We start from the raw sequence: 18901 nt of genomic DNA, 5'->3' as shown, positions 1-18901 counted from the left end.
CTCCTGGGGGTGGAACCCGCAGGTCAAGTGGGCCCAGCACGGCCATGCCGGGGCCGCGGGAGGCCGGCGCCGCAGAAGGCTGTGGGCCTCAGGTACCGACCCACGGAGTACTCGCCCATGCCTCTGTATCCCCCCTCGCGCCGGGCCGGGCGCATCGCCGCCGCAGCCGGCGCCGCCGCCCTCGCGCTCGTCATCACCCTGCCCGGAGCGGCGACCGCCGCCCCCGGCGATCTCGACCCCACCTTCAGCGGCGACGGCAAGGTCATCACCGACACGTCCGCCGTCGAGGACAACCGGGACGTGGCGGTCCAGGCGGACGGCAAGATCGTCACGCTCGGCAGCGGATTCAACTTCGACGGGCCGAACGACTTCGTCCTGGTGCGCTACAACGCCGACGGCAGCCTGGACACCACCTTCGGCGGCGGCGACGGCATCGTCGTCACCGACTTCGGCGACTTCACCAACGACGAGGCCCACGCCCTGACCCTGGAGGGCCCCGGCATCGTCGTGGTGGGCAGTAGCGACACCGCCGACGGCAGCCCGTCCCAGCTCGCGGTGGCCCGCTACACCGCGGACGGCTCCCTGGACACCACCTTCGACGGCGACGGCAAGGTCCTCACCGGTTTCGGCGGGACCGTCCCCACCGTCGGCCACGCGGTGATGATGGGCCTGGACGACAACATCCTCATCGGCGGTTCCTACGGCGGCGACGCCATGGTGACCCGCCTCACCCCCGCCGGCAGCCTGGACATCTTCGGCGAGGACAACTCGGGCAAGGCCGTCTTCCCCTTCGAGGGCGGCGACTCGGCGATCCACGCCCTGAGCGTGTACGGCGGAGGAACGATCATCGCGGCCGGCTCCAGCCCCGTCGGCTTCGGCCTGGTACGCCTCGGCATGGAGTTCGGCGGGCGGGACGCGACCTTCGGCGACAACGGCCAGGTGGCCACCCCGTTCGGCGTCTCGGTCCGGGGCGTGGAGCTCGTGTCCGGAGGCAAGATCGTCGCCGCCGGGTCCCACGGGACCGGCGTCAACTCCGAGTTCGCGGTGGCCCGCTACGACGGGAACGGCGACCTGGACCCGACCTTCGGCGGGGACGGCACGGTGACCACCGGCTTCGGCACGAACGGTGCGGCGGGCAACGACATGGCGCTGCAGGACGACGAAAAGATCGTCGTCGCGGGCGACGCCACCGGCGACTTCGCGCTCGCCCGCTTCACCACGGACGGCTCCCTGGACACCGACTTCGGCGGCGACGGCCGGGTGACCACCGACTTCGAGGGCAACTGGGACGAGGGCCGCGCGGTGGCCCTGCAGTCCGACGGCAGGATCGTCGTCTCCGGCAACGCCAGCGACAACCACGGGGTGGCCCGCTACTCGATCAGCGGCACGCCCCCGCCGCCCACCGTGGACGTGTCGGTCACCAAGACCGGCCCCGCCACCGTCAGCATCGGTGACCAGGCCACGTACACGATCCGGGTGACCAACCGGAGCACCACGACGGACGCCACCGCGGTCTCCATCTCCGACACCCTCACCGGCGGCTCCGGCACCCTCCTGTCGGCCACGCCCAGCCAGGGCGGCCCCTGCACCGTGAATCCGACCACGATGACCTGCCGCTTCGGCACGATCGCCCCGGGCGCCTCCGCCACGGTCACCGTCGTCGCCGAACCGCGCGCCACCGGGACCCTCACGGACTGGGTGGCGACGGCGGCCGTGGAGGAGGACCCCGTCCCCGGCAACAACAACGCCAATGCCGCCACCACCGTGAACAACGCCCGCGGCTGCACGATCGTCGGCACCAGCAACACCGAGACGCTCAACGGCACCTTCGGCAACGACGTGATCTGTGCCCTCAGCGGCAACGACGTGATCTACGGAGCGAACGGCAACGACACGGTCCACGCCGGCCCCGGCAACGACTGGGTCAGCGGCGGTGCGGGCACCGACCGGCTGATCGGCCAGACCGGCGACGACCGCCTCAACGGCGACGCGGGCAACGACAACCTCGACACGCGGGACGGCGTCGGCGGCAACGACGCGGCGTACGGCGGCATCGGCTTCGACACCTGCTCGACCGACGCGGGGGACTTCCGCAACAGCTGCCCGTAGGACACCCCGTCCGTTCGGCGCCACTCCGGTATGAATGCACGACGTTCGGTGGGGCATGCATCCCCGTGAGCCTGTTCGAGGAGATGTGTACCGACATGTGGGTGGGGGTTATGGCCGGGGAGGCACGACAGCCGACTCAACTGCTCAGAAAGGTGGGGTGCGCGGATCTCACCGCGGTGCCGGAAGTGCGGCACGCGTTGCGCAGGATGCTGCGGACCTGGGGCGGACCGGGCGCGTCCGACGTCGCGGAGCTGCTCACCAGTGAACTCGTCACCAACGCGCTGATCCATACCGACCACGGCGCGGTGGTCACCGCGACCGTGGTCCCCGAAAACCTCCGGGTCGAAGTGCGTGACTTCGTCTCCGGTCTCGCCGGTCCCCCCGAGCCGCACGTACCGCCCGCCGACGACGGTACGCACGGCAGGGGCCTCGTCCTGGTCCAGGAACTGGCCGACTCCTGGGGAGTCGAGGACCACGGCGTGGGCAAGGTGGTGTGGTTCGAACTGAACGGCGGGGCCGCGTGAGCACCCGTCGGGCTCCCACGCGGCCCCGCCGATCGTTCCGACCGCCCGGCCGAGAAGCCGGGCTCAGCCGAACTGCTGTTCCAGATCCTTCAGTTTGCGCTCCAGCGAGTCGAGCCGGGGCAGCGTCTGGGTGTCGTCCTCGGCGGTGAGGTCCACCGTCCGGGGCTCAGAACCCTTGACGGCCTGGAGGGATGGCCGGTGTCGAAGCGGCAGCTGTCCGGGATCGGATATGGCGGGCTCCGCGACGGCCGTCCCCACGGACGTCGCGGAGCCCGCGCCGGAGTTCAGGGACGGTGTCGCCGTGCCCCCGCCGGGGTTCAGGGACGGTACGTCGACCTGACGGCCGCCCCCGCCCCCGCGCCCCAGGCCGAAGGCCCGGTGCTGGCGGTTGATCGCTTTGATCCTCGCCCGGTCGAGCTTCTCCTGCTCGCGCCTGCGGTGCCGGTGCTGCTCCTTCTCGCGCCGGTCCTCACGCACCTCGTCGACGGCCTCGTCCAGCGTCCGTACGCCTTCCAGGAGCATCAGCGACCACGCGGCGAAGGTCTCCCTGGGCGCCCGCAGCCACCGTACGATCCGGATCTGCGGCAACGGCCGTGGCACCAGGCCCTGTTCGCGCAGGGCCGCCCGGCGGGTCTGCTTGAGCGCCCGGTCGAAGAGGACCGCGGCCGAGAGGGACATGCCCGCGAAGAACTGCGGGGCGCCGTCGTGCCCCAGGCCCCGGGGCGCGTGCACCCAGTTGAACCAGGCCGCCGCGCCCGCGAACAGCCAGACGAGCAGTCGCGAGCCGAGGGCCGCGTCACCGTGGCTCGCCTCGCGGACGGCGAGGACGGAGCAGAACATCGCCGCGCCGTCGAGGCCGAAGGGGACGAGGTACTCCCAGCCCCCGGTGAGATTCAGATTCTGCCGGCCGAAGCCGACGAGGCCGTGGAAGGAGAGCGCGGCGGCGACGGCCGCGCAGCAGAAGAGCAGGACGTAGGAGGCGGTTCCGTAGATCGCTTCCTTGCGTCGGCGGCGTTCCTCACTGCGTTCCCAGGAGTCTTCGGCCGCGGCCTGGTCACCGGCGCGCTTGCCGCGCGCGAGCACCGCCACCGCCGTCAGGACTCCGGCCACCATGACGCCGCCCGGAAGCAGCCAGTCAAGCGATATGTCGGTCAGTCTCATGCGGTGTCCCTTGCATCGCAGTAGGGCGTTTCGGGCGCCCATACTGGCCGACCCCGGACGCCCCACATGTGGTTTCGCGGCAAGAGCACGCCATTGGGGTCGGACGGCATACGAATAGGTGCGATCCGGTCGAACGGCCGGGCGGTGTAAGGGAGTTGCGTTCGATTCTTGCCACTCGTACGAGTGGCGTAATCCGACGGCCCGTCGGTGGAGGTGGCGGGCCGGATCGTCAGGCGGTCGCGGTGAGCCGGCGGACCCGCTCGGCGTCACAGGTCCGCGGGCACGTCAGGCAGGAGTCCTCGGGACGCAGCGTGTAGAAGAAGCAGCACGTCGCCCGGTCCCGGGTGGCACGGGGCGTCCCGTCCGGCTCCTCGGCGCCCGGCAGCTCGCGGAAGCCCGCCGCCCCGGCGTACGGCTTGGCCGTACCGGGCATCAGCAGCTCCAGCTCGGCCATCCCCCGCTCCTCCTGGCCGAGCAGTGCGGCGATGTACCAGAGTCCCTCGACGATCTCGTCCGTCGCCATGCCCCACAACGCCCGGTTCCCGCGCCGCATCCGGGGCCCGAAGCCGGCCAGGATGTCCTTGAAGTGCTCGGCGAGCGCGTCCCTGGCCTCGGCCCGCAACGCGTCCTCGTCCGGGACCACCCGGGCGCCGGGCAGCTCGGCGGCGGGGTCGCCCGGCAGACAGGCGAACCCCTCGATCCGAACGGCCATCCGGCCCACGGCCCGCTGGAAGGAGACGTTACGGGCGGGCAGACGGGGGACCCTGCGGTGCAGGAACCAGGGGACCGTGACCAGGAGGCAGGCGGGCCAGGCGTACCGGTGCAGTCCGAAGCTGGCGATCACGTCCGGGCGGGCCTGCTGTCCGTAGTCCCGCAGCACCTGTGCGTTGTCCCAGGCCAGGAAGGCGTCGAGGGCGGCGCCGCCGGCCGCGAGCTCGTCCGCACCGACCCAGCCCGCCCCGCGAGGCGGCTGCTCGTGGCTGCCCAGTTCCTCTATCCGCAGGCTGGGGAACACCTCGCCGAGGCGGGCGTACGAGGCCGCGACGGGCGAGGTGAGGGGGGTGGGGAGCAGAGCGGGGAGGGCCATACGAGACCACCGAATCGCGATCGTTAGCAGGTTAGCCTTACCTTACCCGATGCGTCCGAGGTTTGAACTGCGGCCCCGTCCGCCTATGGTGCACAGGGGGCCTCGGTATCGCGAGCCAGGCCCGGCACGACCCCGCAGGAGGACCCGGGTGGAGCAGGGCAGAGCGCGCGAGCGGGCGACCGAGCAGCCGCACCCGGCGGACTCGGCGGATTCGACGTACGGCGGCGCGGTACGGGTCCCGGAACAGGCACGGGGCGGAGCGGCGCCCGTACGGGACGGTGCGACGGCCGTACGGGACGGGTCCGCGACGGTACGGGACGGGTCCGCGGCCGTACGGGACGGTGCGGAGCCCCTACGGGGCGGGTCGACGGCCGTGCGGGGCGAGCACACCCACAGCGAGCCGCCCGCGCCCCGGCTGGTCCCCGCACCCGCACCCGCACCTGCACCCGCACCTGCCCTGGACCCCACCGACCCCACGCTCACGCCCGCGCAGCCGGGCGCCCCCCGTACCGTCCGACGTCACTCCGTGCGCGGCCAGATCCTCCAGGCCCTGCGCACCGCGCTCGTCGGCGGCGAACTGGTCCCCGGCGAGGTGTACTCCGCCCCCGTCCTCGCCGAGCGCTTCGGCGTCTCCGCGACCCCCGTGCGCGAGGCGATGCAGCAACTGGCCGTCGAGGGCGCCGTGGAGGTCGTACCGAACCGGGGGTTCCGGGTCACCGAGCGCACCCCGCGCGAGCTCGCCGAGCTGGCCGAGGTCCGCGCGCTCATCGAGGTCCCGGTCATGCTCCGGCTCGCCCGGACGATCCCGGCCGCCCGCTGGACCGAGCTCAAGCCGCTCGCCGAAGCCACGGCCACCGCCGCCGCCCGCGGCGACCGCGCCCACTACGCCGAGGCCGACCGCGCCTTCCACCGCGCAGTCCTCTCCCTCGCGGGCAACGAACAGCTCCTCGCCGTCGCCGACGACCTGCACCGCAGGTCCCAATGGCCTCTGGTGAGCGGCCCGGTGACCCGGCACGGCGACCTCGTGGCGGACGCGGCGGAACACACCGCCCTCCTCGACGCGCTGATCGCCCAGGATGTCACCGTCGTGCAGTCACTTGTCAGGGAGCATTTCACCGGATCGGCGGACTGACGACTAAGGTCGTTGCCGTCAGTCGGCAGAGGGTCAGGCGTCGGCCGTCGGTCGCCGGCCGTTGCCCGTGACCGCTGTCGCCGTCGGCCGAACCCCTCGCGTCGGCTGTCGCCGTCGTCCCGTCCGCACAGCGCCGTCCGTGAGGTGTCCCATGCCGTCCGCGACTCCCTCCCCGGCGTGGGGAAGGTGCCCGTGACCGGATCCGTCCGCGGAGACCGCCCGGCCGCCGGTACGGAGGCGGAGGCGGCGGCCCTGCTCGGCTGGCTCACCGACCCGGAGGCGCCCCGCCTCTGCCTGGTCGTCGGCGGCCCTCGCCGGGGCAAGTCCGCTCTGCTCGCCTGGCTCGCCGCGCACGGTACGCGCGCCGGCGCCCGCCGCAGGCGTGCCGCGCGCGAGCTGATCCCGCTCGCCGGCCAGTGCGCGCTCGGCGCGGCCTGGACGGTCGCGAACCGGCTCGGCGTCGTGGCCCGGACACCCGGCGAGCTCGTCCAGGCCGTCGCCACGACGGAGGCCCGGCGCGCGGCCCTGGTCCTGCCGGACCTGCACGCCGCCGCGGAGCCGGAGGCCATCGCCGACCTGATCGCCGAACTCGCCGCTTCGGGCCGGGTCCGCCTCGTCGTGGAGACCTGCAAGGGCACGCCCGCGTACGACCTCCTGACGGACGGGGGCCGCGTCACGGTGGTGGACCTGGACGGCGAGTTCGAAGGCGCCGCGGGGCGGGGGGAGTCGGGCGCAGGACCGGGTGCGGGTGCGGGTCAGAGACGGGGGCCGGGTTCGGGTTCGGGCAAGGGCGCCGGATCGGGGCCGGGGTCGGGGTCGGGTGCGGGTGAGGGCAAGAGCTCGCGTACGGGGGTGGGTTCGAGCGCGGGCTCGGATTCCGGCACCAGCACCGGCTCGGGCTCGGGCTCCGGCTCGGAGCCGAGTGGGGACTCGGTCGGGGGCTCGGGCGGGGACTGGGGCCGGGGTTGGGGCTTGGGCCCGGAGGCGGGGTCGGAGCCGTACGAGGCGCGGCACGCGGTCGACCTGGCCGATCCGGTCGCGGTCTGCACGGCGGACCCGCTGCGCGTCACCACCGCGTACGTGACCGGTCCCGGCGACGACCGTGGCGGCCTGCGGTCGGCGTGGCTGCGGACCGGGCAGTCCCTCTGCCGTGACCAGGACCCGGCCGACCGGGCCGTCGTCCTGCTCGGCGCCCTCGGGGACATGGCGGACCCCCGGCTCCGTCCGGCGCTGCACGCGCTCGCGGCGGACGCGCCCTGGCGGGTGCGATGGACCCGTGTACGGGGCGACCTGACCCCACCGTGGCCGGGACCGGTCACGGCCCTGGGCGCCTCCGGCGACCGCCTGTTGGTCGCGGGTACGACGGATGCCGTGCAGCTTCTCTGCGCCGACGACGCGACGACCGAGGGCGAGCCGCTGCGGAGCCCCTCGGGCGGCCGGATCAAGACGCTGGCCCCGGCACCCGACGGCGCGCTCCTGCTCCTGGACGAACGGGGCCGTCTGCTGCCCGTCCCCGGGCCCGAACCCCGGCCGCCGTACCTGGATCGGCTCACGTCGGCCGTGGCGGCGACCCTCACCCGGCACCCGGGCACGGCGCTCGCGGCCATCAGCGGCTCGGTGGTGGTGGGCGACCGGCTCGGCTCGGTCCACGCCTTCGGTCTGAGGGGCATTCACCAGGCCGCGCTGCACAGCGGCCGCGTCACGGCCGTGACGGCGGTCGAGACGGAGACGGGGCCGTTCCTCTGCAGCGGCGGCCACGACGGTACGGTGCGCCGCTGGATCCCTGGCCAGGACCCGGACCCCACCCCGATCGCCGAACGCCGCGTCCCGGTCGTCTCGTTGCACGCCACGGAGACCACCGAGGGCCCGCTGCTCGCGATCGCCTGGGCCGACGGCCTCGTCGAACTCCACGACCTCGAAACCCGCTCCCGCCTCCCCTTCCGCCCCGGCCCTCCGGTCCGCGCGGTCGCGGTGATGCCTGACGGGGCGGTGGCGGTGGGCATGGACGAGGCGCTGCTGTGCCTGGAACGGGTGCCCGGGTGGGTACGGCCACGGCGTCGAGGGCCGACGTCAGGCTGAGCGATGTCCGGCTGAGGTGACGCCCGGCTGAGGCGATGCCCGGTCACCGGCCCCCGGTCACCGAGGGAGTCGGCGGCAGCCGAACGGCCCGCCGCGCGGGGCGCGGTCGGGCCGTTCGGGCGAGCGGTCGGGCAGGTCCTAGGGGCGATGGTGGTCGCGCCCTCCGAGCGAGGCGAGCGGAGGGGCGCGAGAATCGCCCGACTGTCCGTCAGATCGCGGGCCGAGGCGTCAGTTGGGCCGCGAGCCAGGTCGGGACGCCGCCCAGGAGGCGGAAGAGGCGGGCCGCCTCCGCGCGGAGGCGACCGGCCTCCGGTTCCGTCTCGGTGTCCGCGAGGGCCGTGAGCGCGGGGGCCGTGCCGACCAGGTAGCCGAGTTCCTCGCGAATGCGGAGGGACTCGGCGAAGCCGTGCCGTGCCTCCGCCAACTCGCCCTCCCGTAGGGCGAGTCCGGCGAGGTGACGCCAGGTGGAGGAGAGCAGCAGTTCGTCGCCCTGGGCCGTCGCGCCCGCGTGGGCGCGACGGTAGGCGGCGCGGGCCGCCTGCGGGGAGTCGCCGATGTTCTGCGCGACAAGGCCCCGCCGGTAGTCGAGCAGCGGCCGTCCCTCCGCCGCCGGACCGATCAGCGCCGCCGCCCTGCCGAGCGCCGCGGTCGCCTCGTCCGCCCGGTCGCGTACCCCGAGCAGCGTCGACGCGTAGGCGAGATAGCCGCGTTCGCACGCGGCCGCCCCCCGCTCCTCGTCCGTCTGGGCCACGGCCTCGGCCGCGCGCAGCGCCTCCTCCGCGTCCGCCCACCCCTGTTCGGTGTACAGACACCGCTCGATCAGGAGGGCCGCCCGCTCCAGCGCGGCAGCAGGTTCTGCCGCGCGAGGTGCGAGCAGGGCTGCCGCGTCCGTCCAGCAACCTCGCGAGCGCAGACGCCATATGGCCGTCTCCACCGGGGTCGCCCCGCCGTAGCCAAGGGCCGGATCTTCGCCACCCGTTGTTCCGGAACCAGACATGGCGGTGTCCGCCACATTGCCCTCCCCGAGCGCGCCATTGAGCTGTTGGGTCAGCCCGCATCTCAGCACGAACGCGAGGCGCTGGCCAAGGGGTCAGGTGAAAGATTTCACAAAGGCAGAACCTTGACCGGTATGCGGACGCGTGCGTCCGAGCCCCGGAACGACACCCTCAGCGCCCGATCCGATCGGCCTGTGCCCCGTCCCCCGGCGCCACGAGGGCGATGTGGCCGCCGTCGTCCAGGGGTGTCGGCACCTTCAACGTCGTCAGGGGCCGTATTCCCTCGAAGAGATGAACCTCGCCATGACCGCCTCGGGTGACGGCGGTGTACGCGGCGCCCGGCGAGGCCGCGATCGCCCGCCGCTGCACGCCGTCCCAGGGCGTGCCGCCCGGACGCGGAGCGCCGTCCATGGGCGGGAGCGGCAGGCGGGCGGTGATGCGGGGGAGGGGGGTGGTGGAGGGGTCCAGCAGGACCAGTTCGTCGCCGTCGGGGTGCACCCGCGCGTACGCGATGTGCGCGGCGGCGACCGCGAGCCGGAACACCAGACCGGGGCCGAGCGGCACGCGTCCCGTACGGCCGGTCGCGAGGTCGTGGAACCAGGCGTCGTTGGTCCACTCCGGCCACCGTCCCGGGTCGGCGGGACCGCCGCGTACGCAGGACCAGAGGGTGCGCCGGACCGGGTCGAGCCGGAGGTAGTAGCCGCGCCCGGGGCCCGCCCAGTCGAGCGGTTCCTCGGCGACGAGGCGGCCGTCCTCGCGGCGGGCGCGGTGGACGCCGGAGCCGGCCGCGGCGAACAGCCGCCCGCTGTACGGGTCGAGGGCGTCACCGTGCCCGTCGTGGTCCGGGAGGGGGAGTTCGTGGTCGGGGGAGACCGGGGGGCAGGCGGGCGCGGCGGCGAGGAGCCTCTCGGCGGCGTACGCGGAGAGGGTGCCGGGTTCGCGGTGCCGCAGGACGACGAGCGGGTCCTCGTCCCCGAGCAGCGCGACACCGGGCTCGCCGATCCGGGTCCGTACGCGCACGGAGCGGGCTCGTACGACGTGGTCCCGGGCGTTGACCGTGCCTGACTGGGTCCGGGTGGTGAGGGTGGTCAGGTCCGGGCGGAGGTCGATCAGGGTCAGGAGGTCGCTCCACGGCTCCTCGTTGCGTCCGAGGCCCGTCGTCACCGCCACGAGGCGGCCGGAGGCGTCCGTCGCCAAATGTTCCGCCGGGGTCGCCACGGGGGCCGTCGTCTCGACCAGGGGGCGGCCTGCGTCGGGGCCGTACGGGTCGAGGACGACGAGTTCGCCCGCCAGGTCGTCGACGAAGGCGCTCCGGCCGCCGGGCAGGGCGAGGAAGCCGGCGTGCTCGGCGAGGTGCCGGCCCTCGACGACGCCCACGGTCGTACCGCTGGGCAGGTCCAACACGCGTATGCCTCCGGCGACTTGGTCGGCGACGAGGAGGCGGGGCGGCAGTGGCATGGGGGCTCCGGGGGTGGGGTGCGGGGCTGCGATGTTATTGATAATGATTATCATGTGGCACTCTGTGCGGTGCCAGCAGGCCCGGGGCGCCCGCCGCACACGCCTGCCCTCACCCCGGGACGACCACAGAACCGAGGAACACATGTCGCGCAGGATGCTCATGCTGCGAAAGGCGCGCCGGTGGACGGCCGCCGCCGTCCTGGGAACCCTGCTCGTCGGCTGCGGTGCCACCGCGGGCGACGGCAAGGGCGCGGGCGACGGCTCCGGCAAGGGGTCCGGGAACGGGTCCGGCGGCGGGTCCGTGACCGATACGACCGTCCGCCCGATCGCCGCCGCCCGTACCATCACCGACGCCGAGGGCGTCACCGTCACGACCCCCGCCCCGCCGAAGAAGATCGTCTGCCTCGTCGCCCTCTGCGACGACATGCTGACCGAGCTCGGCATGGAGCCCGCCGCCACCAACTCCGCCCTCCTCGCGCACGAGAAGTTCCTCGGCAAGGAGAAGGCGGCGAAGATCCCCGTCGTCCCCGGCGGCTTCCTCAGCCCCGAGACCGAGGCGATCCTCTCGTACGAGCCCGACCTCGTGATCGGCCTGGCCGACACCCACGGCAAGCTCGCCCCCGCGCTCAAGGGGGCCACCGTCTTCTGGCCCGTGCAGCCCGGCAACTGGCAGGAAAGCGTGGGCTATCTGCGTGACCTCGCCGCCCTCACCGGCCGTACGGAACAGGGCGAGGCCGCCGAGAAGACCTTCCGCGCCAAGCTCGCCGCGGCGGAGAAGAAGCGCAGCGACAGGACGGCGCTGATCATCTTCGGCAGCGACGAGAACTTCGGCGTCGCCACCCCCGGCAACGACGTCGCCGCCGGGCTGTTCCCGTCGATCGCCGACTACCCGTGGAAGAGCCGCGGCGTCGAGGGCACGTACAGCATGGAGGAGATCCTCGCCCGCGACGTCGACGTCCTCTTCGTCGAGACCCTCTCCTTCGGCGGCCCCGCGGCCCCCGGGCAGCGGCTCTCCGACAAGCTCGCCAAGAACCCGCTCTGGTCGAAGATCCCGGCCGTCAAGAACGGCCGCGTCCACGAGGTCGACGCCGAGGTCTGGGCCAAGGGGCGCGGCACCCGGTCGCTCGGCCTCGTCCTCGACGAGGCGACGGCCGCGCTGCGGTGAGCATGCTGTCGCTCCGTCAGTCAGAAGACGGAATACCGGTCTTGGCGGGTGCGGTGGTTCTGGCCGGGGCCGTCGCCTGCGCGCTGTTCCTCCCGGACGTCGACGCCGACGGCGCGACCGCCCGGGTGATCCTCACCGAACTGCGCCTTCCCCGGCTGGTCCTGGCCCTCGTGGCCGGGGCCTGCCTGGGGGCCGCCGGGCTCGTCCTCCAGGAGGCGCTCCGCAACCCCCTCGCCGTACCGGAGATGCTCGGCGTCTCCGGCGGCGCGGCGCTCGGTGTCGCCGCGCCGCTCGTCCTGGCCCTGCCCGTGCCGCTCCTCGCACAGCCGCTGCTCGCCCTCGGCGGCGCGGCCTTCGGCGGGCTGCTCACCCTGCTCGCCGCCGGGTTCGGGCGCAGCCCCAGCGCGGTCCTGCTCACCGGGGCCGCCGTCGCGGCCGCGCTCCAGGCCGCGCTGCTCGTCCTGATGGTCCTCGCCGACCAGCTCGACCTGCAGATCGTCTACCGCTATCTGCTCGGCAGCCTCTCCGCCCGGACCTGGGACGACGTCACCGGCCTGTGGCCCTGGCTCGCGGTGGCCGTCCCCGCGCTCGTGTTCTGCGCGCCGGTCCTCGGGGTGCTCCGGCTCGGCGACGACGACGCCCGCGCGCTGGGTGTACGGGTGCGGCGCGCCCGTCTCGCCGCGCTCGGGCTCGCCGTGCTCCTGATCGCCCCCGTCGTCGCGGTCTGCGGCCCGATCGCCTGGGTCGGCTTCCTCGCCCCGCACCTTGCCCGCCGGCTTCGGCCGGACGCGGGAGCGGTGACCTGGCTGCCCTGGTCGGCGGCGCTCGGCGCCCTCGTCGTGATCTGCGCCGACCAGCCCGCCCGCCTCGCCCTGGCCCCGATCGAGACCCCGGTCGGCGCCTGGACGGCCCTTCTCGGCGTCCCCGCGGGGGTCGCTCTGCTGCGGACGGGGGAGAAGCGATGACCGTGACCGCGTCGGTACGGGTTCGGCAGGTGCCCGGGTGGGTGGTGTTCGGCGCCCTCGGCGTTGCCCTCGGGCTCGTCGTCGCGGGCGGGCTCGTGGCCGGGCGGGCCGTCGGGGCGCAGGGCGTGGCCGAGGTCCTGCGGGGCGGCGGAGAGCCCCTCGCGCGCCACGTCGTGCTCCAACTCCGGCTCCCCAGAACCCTGGTGGCCGTCACCGCCGGAGCCTGCCTGGCGCTCGCCGGGCTCGTCCTGCAGTCGGCGCTGCGCAACCCCTTGGCAGGGCCCGAGGTCACCGGGGTCACCCCCGGCGCCGTCCTCGGCGCGGTGGCCGCGACCGGGCTCGGTCTCGCGGGCTGGGAGTCCCCGCTCGCGGTGGTCGTGGCCGCGTGCGCGGGCGGGTTCGCCGGGGCCGGACTGCTCTGGCTGCTCGCGGGCCGGGACCGGGGCGACCCGGACCGTACCGCCGTCCACGGAGTCCTGGTCTCGGCGGTCCTGTCCGGGCTCACCGCCATGGTCCTGCTCGTGGCGCCCGGCGAACTCGGCAGCGTCGTGCAGTGGCTCGTCGGCTCCACCGAGGGCCGGGTCATGGAGCACTGGCGGCTGCTCTGGCCGTGGGCGCTGGTCTGGGCCCTGGCCGCCTGTCTGCTTGCCGCGCCGCTGACCCTGCTGCGCTGCGGCGACGAACAGGCCGCGGCGGCCGGCCTGCGCACCGGCCGGGCCCGGCTCGCCGCGCTCGTCTGCGCCGTGGCCCTGACGGCGGGCGCGGTCGCCGTGGTCGGCGCCCTCGGATTCGTCGGCCTGCTGGTGCCGCACCTGGCCCTCGCGCTCTTCGGGGCCGATCTGCGCAGGGCGTTGCCGGGCGCGGCACTGCTGGGTGCGGTGGTCGTGGGCGGGGCGGACGCCACCGCCCAGTGGCTGTCGCCCGTCCTCGCGGACGCCCTGGGGATGGACCGGCTGAGCATTCCGACGGGTGCGCTGACCACCGGTGTGGGCGCGGCGCTGCTGCTGATCGTGGCCCGTCGAGGAACGGAGGAGAGATGAGAAGGATCACGGGGTCCCTAGGGACGCCGCCAGTGGCGGCGGCGGAGGCGGCGGAGGAGGTCGATGCGGCGGAGGTGGCGGCGGCCGTCGGCTCGATCCGTACGGAAGGGCTGCGGTTCGGCTATCCGGGTCGCGAGGTGCTCGCGGGTGTCGAACTGGACGTACAGGCGGGGGAGTTGGTCGCCCTCGTCGGGCTGAACGGATGCGGCAAGTCCACACTGCTCCGGCTCTGCGCGGGGCTCCTGAAGCCGGGCGCCGGTCGGGTGCTGCTCGACGGCGACGACCTGGCGCGGATGTCACGCCGCGCGGCGGCCCGCCGGGTGGCGATCCTCCACCAATCGGCGCCTTCTGTGCCTGGAATGACGGTACGTCGGCTGGTTCGGCAGGGCCGGTACGCGGCCCGGGGGCCGCTCGGCATGCTCCGCGAGGGCGACGACGAGGTCTGCGCGCGGGCCATGGCGGACGTGGGGGTGGAGGCCTGGGCGGACAGGCCGGTGGACGACCTGTCGGGCGGTGAACGGCAGCGCGTACGGCTGGCGATGGCCCTGGCGCAGGACACCCGGGTGCTGCTCCTGGACGAGCCCACGACCTATCTGGACCTGCGGCACCAGCTGGAGGTGATGCGGACGGTGGTGCGGTTGCGCGAGGAGCGGGGTCTGACGGTGGTGATGGTGCTGCACGACCTGGGCCACGCGGCGCGGTTCGCCGACCGGATCGTGGCGCTGCGGGAGGGGCTGGTGGCGGCCGACGGGCCGCCCGAGGAGGTCGTCACCCCTGCCCTGCTGGCTGAAGTGCTCGGTGTGGCGGGGCGGGTGGGGCGTGACCCGGTGGGCGGGTGGCCCGTGTGTTACCCGGATCACCCTCTGGAATCCGCTGAGGAACTTGCGAAATGAAAATCATATTCATTAATGTCGGGGGTGCGCCGCCGATCCGGACGGCGTGACCCATCCGCAACGAATGGAGAGTCAACTCATGGAGCAGCACAAGGTGTTCAGCCCGATCGCTGAGCAGGGCCAGCTCGCCCACCTGTCCGCCACCCACTCGAACGCTCTGGTCGAGAACCCCTTCGAGGACACCGTCGAGGCGGGCACCGACTCGGACAACTGAGTCCGGTGTCCGGTACCTGAGCCGGACATCTGATTCCGGGGGTCCGGCGCTGAGCCGGACGCCCGGGGGCCCGCCCGGATCGCCTTCCCGGGCGGGCCCCACCCGTCTCCAGACCCTTCCGCACCACCCGCCCGTCCAGGAGGAACCGCCGTGACCACCGCCCGACTTGCCCCCGGTGTCGCCCTCGTCACCGTCCCCGACCAGGGGCTCGCCGTGCGCACGCCCGAAGGGGAGTTCCTTCGCGTCGACACCGGCGCGGCCGCCCCCGAGGAGCTCGTGAACCGGCTCACGAACGGCGGGGACGGCGGGGACGGCGGAGATGGCGGGAACGCCGGAGATGGCGGGGACGGCGGTCAAGCCGCGGGCGAACTCGCCTACCTGGTCGCCGCGTTCGAGGAGGCCGGATACGCGACGCGGGACCCGTCCGTCCCCGCCGCCCGGCCCTTCGGGTCCCTCGCCGGGCGGACGGTGCTCGCCCTCGGGGACCCTGTCCTCACCGGTCCGCTCGCCCGGTGCGTACGGGACCTGGGTGGGGAGTTCCGGGACGTCGAGCCCGGCGACCTGAGCGACCTGGCCACCGAGTCCCAGCACCTGACCGCCGTCGTCTGGTGTCTCGACGGGCCGGTTCCGCTGGGACTCTGGGACGAGGCCGACCGGCTCTCGGAGGGCGGCACGGCCTGGTTGCGCTGCCACCGCGAGGGCGGTCACGTGTGGGTGGAGCCGCCGGCCTGCGGTCCTGGCGACGTCACCTCCGCCGACGTACGACTCCGCCGCCTCGCGGCGACCCCGGCACACCGCGAACTCGCCGCCTACTGGAAGGGCCTGCGCGCCGGCGACGAAGGCCCCGGTCACCACGCGGCCTCCGCCGCCCTCACCGCCGGTCTCCTGACCGCCGATCTCCTCGCCTGGGCCACGGGCCCCGACTGCCCACGCTTCCGCGCGGCCCGCCGCACCCTGCGCCGTATCGACGTACGGGACCTCACGATCACACCCCACCCGATCCTGCCGGTCCCTGAGGTGACCGGGGGCCCGGGGATCGTGGGGGCTCAAGGGGCTGTAGGGGCTCCAGGGGCGGTCGAGGCCGGTCGCGACAGGGCCTCTCGTCCCGGCAGGGCTCAGGGGGCGGCGTGAGGAGCGTTCGTATCGGCGGGCTCGCCACCGACCTCTGCCTCCCTGACGGCGCGGGCCCCCACCCCGCCGTCGTCCTCCGGACCCCCTACGACCGGCGACGCCACCGCGCCGAACTGCGGGCCTGGGCGGCGCGCGGGTTCGCCGCCGTCGGCCAGGACGTACGCGGGCGGCACGCCTCCGAGGGCGCCTGGCTGCCCTACCGCTCCGAGGCCGCCGACGGCGCCGCCGCCCTCGACTGGATCCGGGCCCAGGGGTGGAGCGACGGGCGCGTGGTCGCGGTCGGCGCCTCGTACGCCGCCCACTGCGCCCTCGCGCCCCTCCTGGCGCGCGGGGACGCTGGGCACGGGGCCGATGAGCACGTCGTCGCTGAGCACGGCGCCGTCGGGCGCGGGCCCGATGCCGTGATCGTCGCCGTACCCGCGCTCGGACCCGGTGAAGTGGCGCGGGAGGCGACCGGGGTGGAACGGCTGTCGGCCCGCGCCGGATGGTGGCTCGCGCACGGCGACCGCGCCGACTCCGACGACCAGGCGCTCGCGCGCACCCTGCGGGACACCCCCGACCTCCTCGACCGGCTCCCCGTCGCCCAGATGCTCCCGCTCGCGTCCTGGCCCGGCGTCTGGGCCGCCCGACGCGACGAGGGGCTTTGGGAGCGGGCCGCGTCGGCCCGTGTGCCGCTGCTCGCCGTCGGCGGCAGCCGCGACCCGTTCGCCGCCGAGACGATCCGGCTCTGGCGTTCCTGGGGCGGCCCGGCCAGGCTCCTCCTCGGCCCCTGGGGCCACGGCCTCACCGCCACCCCCGCGCCCGAGGCGCGTCCCGAACACCACCTGGACCTCGGCGTGTTGTACGCACGCTGGGCCCGGGAGGCGCTCGCCGGAGCCCTCGCAGGGCGGCGCGGTGCGATCGGCCTCGGCGGCAGCGCCCACTGGCGCGCGGCGGCATCGGAGATCCGGGGCCCCGGTGCGCCGCCTCCCGATCCGGAGCACGAGCGCCTCGTCCCGTATCGCTTCGGCGAGGGGGCCGGGCTGCGGCTCGTGCGTGGGGCCGAGTTCGTCGCCGAGCCCGGGCGGCCCGTGCGGTCCGACCGGCTCGACATCGACGAGCACGGCGCGCCCGACCGCTGTCTGCTCGTCGGCCCGCCGCTGCCGCGCCCCCTGGACCTGCACGGCGAGGCCGAAGTACGGCTCGTCGCGACGGCGGCCGAGGGGCGGAGCGCCGACTGGGTGGTGCGGCTCGTGGCCCTCCGCCCGGACGGCCGGGCCGAGCCGCTGGCCACCGGCGTCGTGCGGTCGGAAGGTCAAGAGAGCTCGGTGGTACGGGAGTTGACCGTTCCGCTCGGGTACCTCGCGCGCCGCTTGGACGCAGGCGTCCGGCTCCGCGTCGAGGTCGCCGGACACCACTTCCCCGCGCACGCCCGCAACCCCCACACCGGCGAGGACCCCGTCACCGCCACCCGGCTGCTGCCCTCCCGGCGGGCCGTACGGATGGCCGGCAGCGCCCTGCTGCTGCCCGTGACCCGTCGGACCGCCGCCATCGATCCCGTACAGGAGATACTCCGTTGACCCTCACCGGCGTACCGTCCCTCGACGCGCTCGTGGACCCCGTCTGCGGGCTCATACGCGGAGTCGAGCCCGTTCCGCACCCCACCGGCGCCCCGCCCCGCTACACCGCCATGACCGCCGAGGTCGCCGACGCGCGCCGGTTCGGGGCCTGGCCCGCCGACCGGGTCTCCCTGGGCACCACCTTCGGCGACCCGCAGGGTGCCCGCCTCGCCGCCGTCGCCGAGGCCGTCGAACGCTACTGCGGCAACCGGATCCCGCCGCCCGGCCACCCGGGCGCGCCCCGCCTCGCCACGGCCGCCGAACTCCTCGCGGAGGGGCGGAGGTTGTACGGCCCCGGTGACGTGCCCACGTACGCCGAATGGCAGTACGCGCGCCCCCGCTTCCCCTACCGCCGATTTGACGCCGACACCCCCGCGCTCTGGGCCCGGGGGCATGAGGGTGGCGAGGGTGGCCCCAGAGAGTGCTGGGTGCCGGTCTCGCTCAGTCACCTCAACTGGCGCCAGGGCGACCTGCGTTCGCTGCCGCGCACCCACCACCTCAACTACGCGGGCATCGCCACGGGGCAGGGCTTCGACGACGCCGTCGAACGCGGACTCCTCGAAGTCGTCGAGCGGGACGCCCTGGAGCTGTGGTGGCACCTCGACGGACCCACGCGCGGCATCGACCCGCGCTCCGTGCCCGGACTCGACCGCGACCTCGAAGGGTGCGGGCTCGACGTCCGGATCGTCGAGATGCCCTCCGAGTTCGCGCCGTGCGTCGCCGCGTGGGTGTACGACCCCGAACGCGGCATCCACGCCGCCGGGTTCGCCTGCCGCTACGACCCGGCGGAGGCCGCTCGCAAGGCGGTCCTGGAGGCGGTCCACACGTGGGTGTTCACACAGGGCGCGGTGGACGCCGACGGCTGGGTCTTCCGTGCCATCGACGCGGGCATGCTCGCGCGCGGCCTGTACCTCGACCACCGGGCCGACAGGCGCTACCTGGACGACACCGGCGAGGACTTCGCGGCGGTACGGGACCTGGGCGCGCACGTCCAGGTCTGGCTGGACCCGAGGATGGCCTCGTACGCCCGCCGCTTCACGGAACCGGCGCTGGGCGTCGTCCCCGTGGACGCGATCCCGGCCGGAAGCCGGGCCGCCCTCGACGCGTCGCTCGCGGCCGGCGGCCACCGACTGATCACCGTCGACCTGACGACGGAGGACATCGCCGAGACGCCCCTGCGGGTGGCGCGGGTGCTGGTGTCCGGGCTCGTACCGAACGCCCCGGCGGCCTTCGCGTACCTCGGCTGCGACCGCTTCGGCCGCGCGGCGCTCGAACGCGGCTGGCGCACCACGGCCCCGACGGCCCCGGGCGACTTCACGCTCGCGCCGCCGCCGCACATGTGAGGGCGGG

The 18901-nt window shown here is 74.5% G+C and carries 15 protein-coding genes and 1 pseudogene; 12 read left to right on the top strand and 4 right to left on the bottom strand.

The annotated features are described in order from the left end of the window. The first annotated feature begins 117 nt into the window (after positions 1-117). Both ACGFYP_RS14150 and ACGFYP_RS14145 read left to right on the top strand, forming a co-directional pair. Positions 118-2109: a calcium-binding protein gene (locus tag ACGFYP_RS14150; protein ID WP_393491738.1), complete on the top strand. Its 1992-nt coding sequence runs from the start codon at positions 118-120 to the stop codon at positions 2107-2109. A 95-nt stretch (positions 2110-2204) separates the two neighbouring features. Then, positions 2205-2633, top strand: coding sequence for an ATP-binding protein (locus ACGFYP_RS14145; RefSeq protein ID WP_361969399.1), 429 nt, complete (start codon positions 2205-2207; stop codon positions 2631-2633). A 63-nt stretch (positions 2634-2696) separates the two neighbouring features. On the opposite strand, the gene ACGFYP_RS14140 is transcribed toward ACGFYP_RS14145, so the two are convergent. Then, complete coding sequence (locus tag ACGFYP_RS14140; protein WP_361969378.1) at positions 2697-3794, bottom strand: DUF2637 domain-containing protein; 1098 nt, start codon at positions 3792-3794, stop codon at positions 2697-2699. 229 nt (positions 3795-4023) lie between these two features. Then, positions 4024-4881, bottom strand: coding sequence for a (2Fe-2S)-binding protein (locus ACGFYP_RS14135; RefSeq protein ID WP_393491723.1), 858 nt, complete (start codon positions 4879-4881; stop codon positions 4024-4026). Positions 4882-5029: 148 nt separating this feature from the next. Here ACGFYP_RS14135 and ACGFYP_RS14130 point away from each other — a divergent pair, with 148 nt between their 5' ends. Further along, positions 5030-6013, top strand: a complete 984-nt coding sequence (locus ACGFYP_RS14130) for a GntR family transcriptional regulator (protein WP_393491719.1) — start codon at positions 5030-5032, stop codon at positions 6011-6013. Positions 6014-6205: 192 nt separating this feature from the next. Then, a complete protein-coding gene (locus ACGFYP_RS14125; RefSeq protein WP_393491713.1) occupies positions 6206-8092 on the top strand; it encodes a hypothetical protein in 1887 nt (628 codons plus the stop codon). 208 nt (positions 8093-8300) lie between these two features. Here the strand turns inward: ACGFYP_RS14125 and ACGFYP_RS14120 are convergent, their stop codons facing one another. After that, a complete protein-coding gene (locus tag ACGFYP_RS14120) occupies positions 8301-9089 on the bottom strand; it encodes a hypothetical protein (RefSeq protein WP_361969395.1) in 789 nt (262 codons plus the stop codon). A 169-nt stretch (positions 9090-9258) separates the two neighbouring features. After that, positions 9259-10545 carry a hypothetical protein gene (locus ACGFYP_RS14115; RefSeq protein ID WP_393491706.1) on the bottom strand — a complete coding sequence of 429 codons (1287 nt, stop codon included), beginning with the start codon at positions 10543-10545 and terminating at the stop codon, positions 9259-9261. Positions 10546-10687: 142 nt separating this feature from the next. Between ACGFYP_RS14115 and ACGFYP_RS14110 the strand changes: the two genes are divergently transcribed. From ACGFYP_RS14110 to ACGFYP_RS14075, 8 genes and pseudogenes are all read left to right on the top strand, one after another. Further along, on the top strand, positions 10688-11710 hold the full coding sequence (locus ACGFYP_RS14110) for an ABC transporter substrate-binding protein (protein WP_393491700.1): 1023 nt from the start codon (positions 10688-10690) through the stop codon (positions 11708-11710). Positions 11711-11712: 2 nt separating this feature from the next. After that, positions 11713-12675: a FecCD family ABC transporter permease gene (locus tag ACGFYP_RS14105; RefSeq protein ID WP_393491695.1), complete on the top strand. Its 963-nt coding sequence runs from the start codon at positions 11713-11715 to the stop codon at positions 12673-12675. Then, positions 12672-13715, top strand: coding sequence for a FecCD family ABC transporter permease (locus ACGFYP_RS14100; protein ID WP_393491690.1), 1044 nt, complete (start codon positions 12672-12674; stop codon positions 13713-13715). Before ACGFYP_RS14105 ends, ACGFYP_RS14100 begins: the two co-directional genes overlap by 4 nt. Positions 13716-13789: 74 nt before the next feature. Then, a pseudogene (locus tag ACGFYP_RS14095) lies at positions 13790-14624 on the top strand (ABC transporter ATP-binding protein). A 63-nt stretch (positions 14625-14687) separates the two neighbouring features. Further along, positions 14688-14822, top strand: coding sequence for a streptamidine family RiPP (amiA, locus tag ACGFYP_RS14090; protein ID WP_361969358.1), 135 nt, complete (start codon positions 14688-14690; stop codon positions 14820-14822). A gap of 150 nt (positions 14823-14972) precedes the next feature. Then, positions 14973-15953, top strand: coding sequence for a hypothetical protein (locus tag ACGFYP_RS14085; RefSeq protein ID WP_393491683.1), 981 nt, complete (start codon positions 14973-14975; stop codon positions 15951-15953). After that, entirely contained in the window at positions 15950-17512 is a 1563-nt protein-coding gene (locus tag ACGFYP_RS14080; RefSeq protein WP_393491679.1) for a CocE/NonD family hydrolase, read from the top strand. Before ACGFYP_RS14085 ends, ACGFYP_RS14080 begins: the two co-directional genes overlap by 4 nt. Beyond that, positions 17509-18894, top strand: a complete 1386-nt coding sequence (locus ACGFYP_RS14075; RefSeq protein ID WP_393491672.1) for a YcaO-like family protein — start codon at positions 17509-17511, stop codon at positions 18892-18894. Before ACGFYP_RS14080 ends, ACGFYP_RS14075 begins: the two co-directional genes overlap by 4 nt. Positions 18895-18901: the final 7 nt, after the last annotated feature.

Origin of the sequence: Streptomyces sp. NPDC048370, from assembly GCF_043200825.1 — a bacterium.
In the GTDB taxonomy this organism is placed as follows: domain Bacteria; phylum Actinomycetota; class Actinomycetes; order Streptomycetales; family Streptomycetaceae; genus Streptomyces.
This window is presented reverse-complemented; position numbering and strand designations above follow the sequence as displayed.

What these genes read in the sequence shown, in the direction of transcription:
- ACGFYP_RS14140 (WP_361969378.1), bottom strand. Translation starts at nt 3,794, where the DNA reads ATGAGACTGACCGACATATCGCTTGACTGGCTGCTTCCGGGCGGCGTC.
- ACGFYP_RS14145 (WP_361969399.1), top strand. Translation starts at nt 2,205, where the DNA reads ATGTGGGTGGGGGTTATGGCCGGGGAGGCACGACAGCCGACTCAACTG.
- ACGFYP_RS14135 (WP_393491723.1), bottom strand. Translation starts at nt 4,881, where the DNA reads ATGGCCCTCCCCGCTCTGCTCCCCACCCCCCTCACCTCGCCCGTCGCG.
- ACGFYP_RS14150 (WP_393491738.1), top strand. Translation starts at nt 118, where the DNA reads ATGCCTCTGTATCCCCCCTCGCGCCGGGCCGGGCGCATCGCCGCCGCA.
- ACGFYP_RS14100 (WP_393491690.1), top strand. Translation starts at nt 12,672, where the DNA reads ATGACCGTGACCGCGTCGGTACGGGTTCGGCAGGTGCCCGGGTGGGTG.
- ACGFYP_RS14115 (WP_393491706.1), bottom strand. Translation starts at nt 10,545, where the DNA reads ATGCCACTGCCGCCCCGCCTCCTCGTCGCCGACCAAGTCGCCGGAGGC.
- ACGFYP_RS14110 (WP_393491700.1), top strand. Translation starts at nt 10,688, where the DNA reads ATGTCGCGCAGGATGCTCATGCTGCGAAAGGCGCGCCGGTGGACGGCC.
- amiA (WP_361969358.1), top strand. Translation starts at nt 14,688, where the DNA reads ATGGAGCAGCACAAGGTGTTCAGCCCGATCGCTGAGCAGGGCCAGCTC.
- ACGFYP_RS14105 (WP_393491695.1), top strand. Translation starts at nt 11,713, where the DNA reads ATGCTGTCGCTCCGTCAGTCAGAAGACGGAATACCGGTCTTGGCGGGT.
- ACGFYP_RS14120 (WP_361969395.1), bottom strand. Translation starts at nt 9,089, where the DNA reads ATGTCTGGTTCCGGAACAACGGGTGGCGAAGATCCGGCCCTTGGCTAC.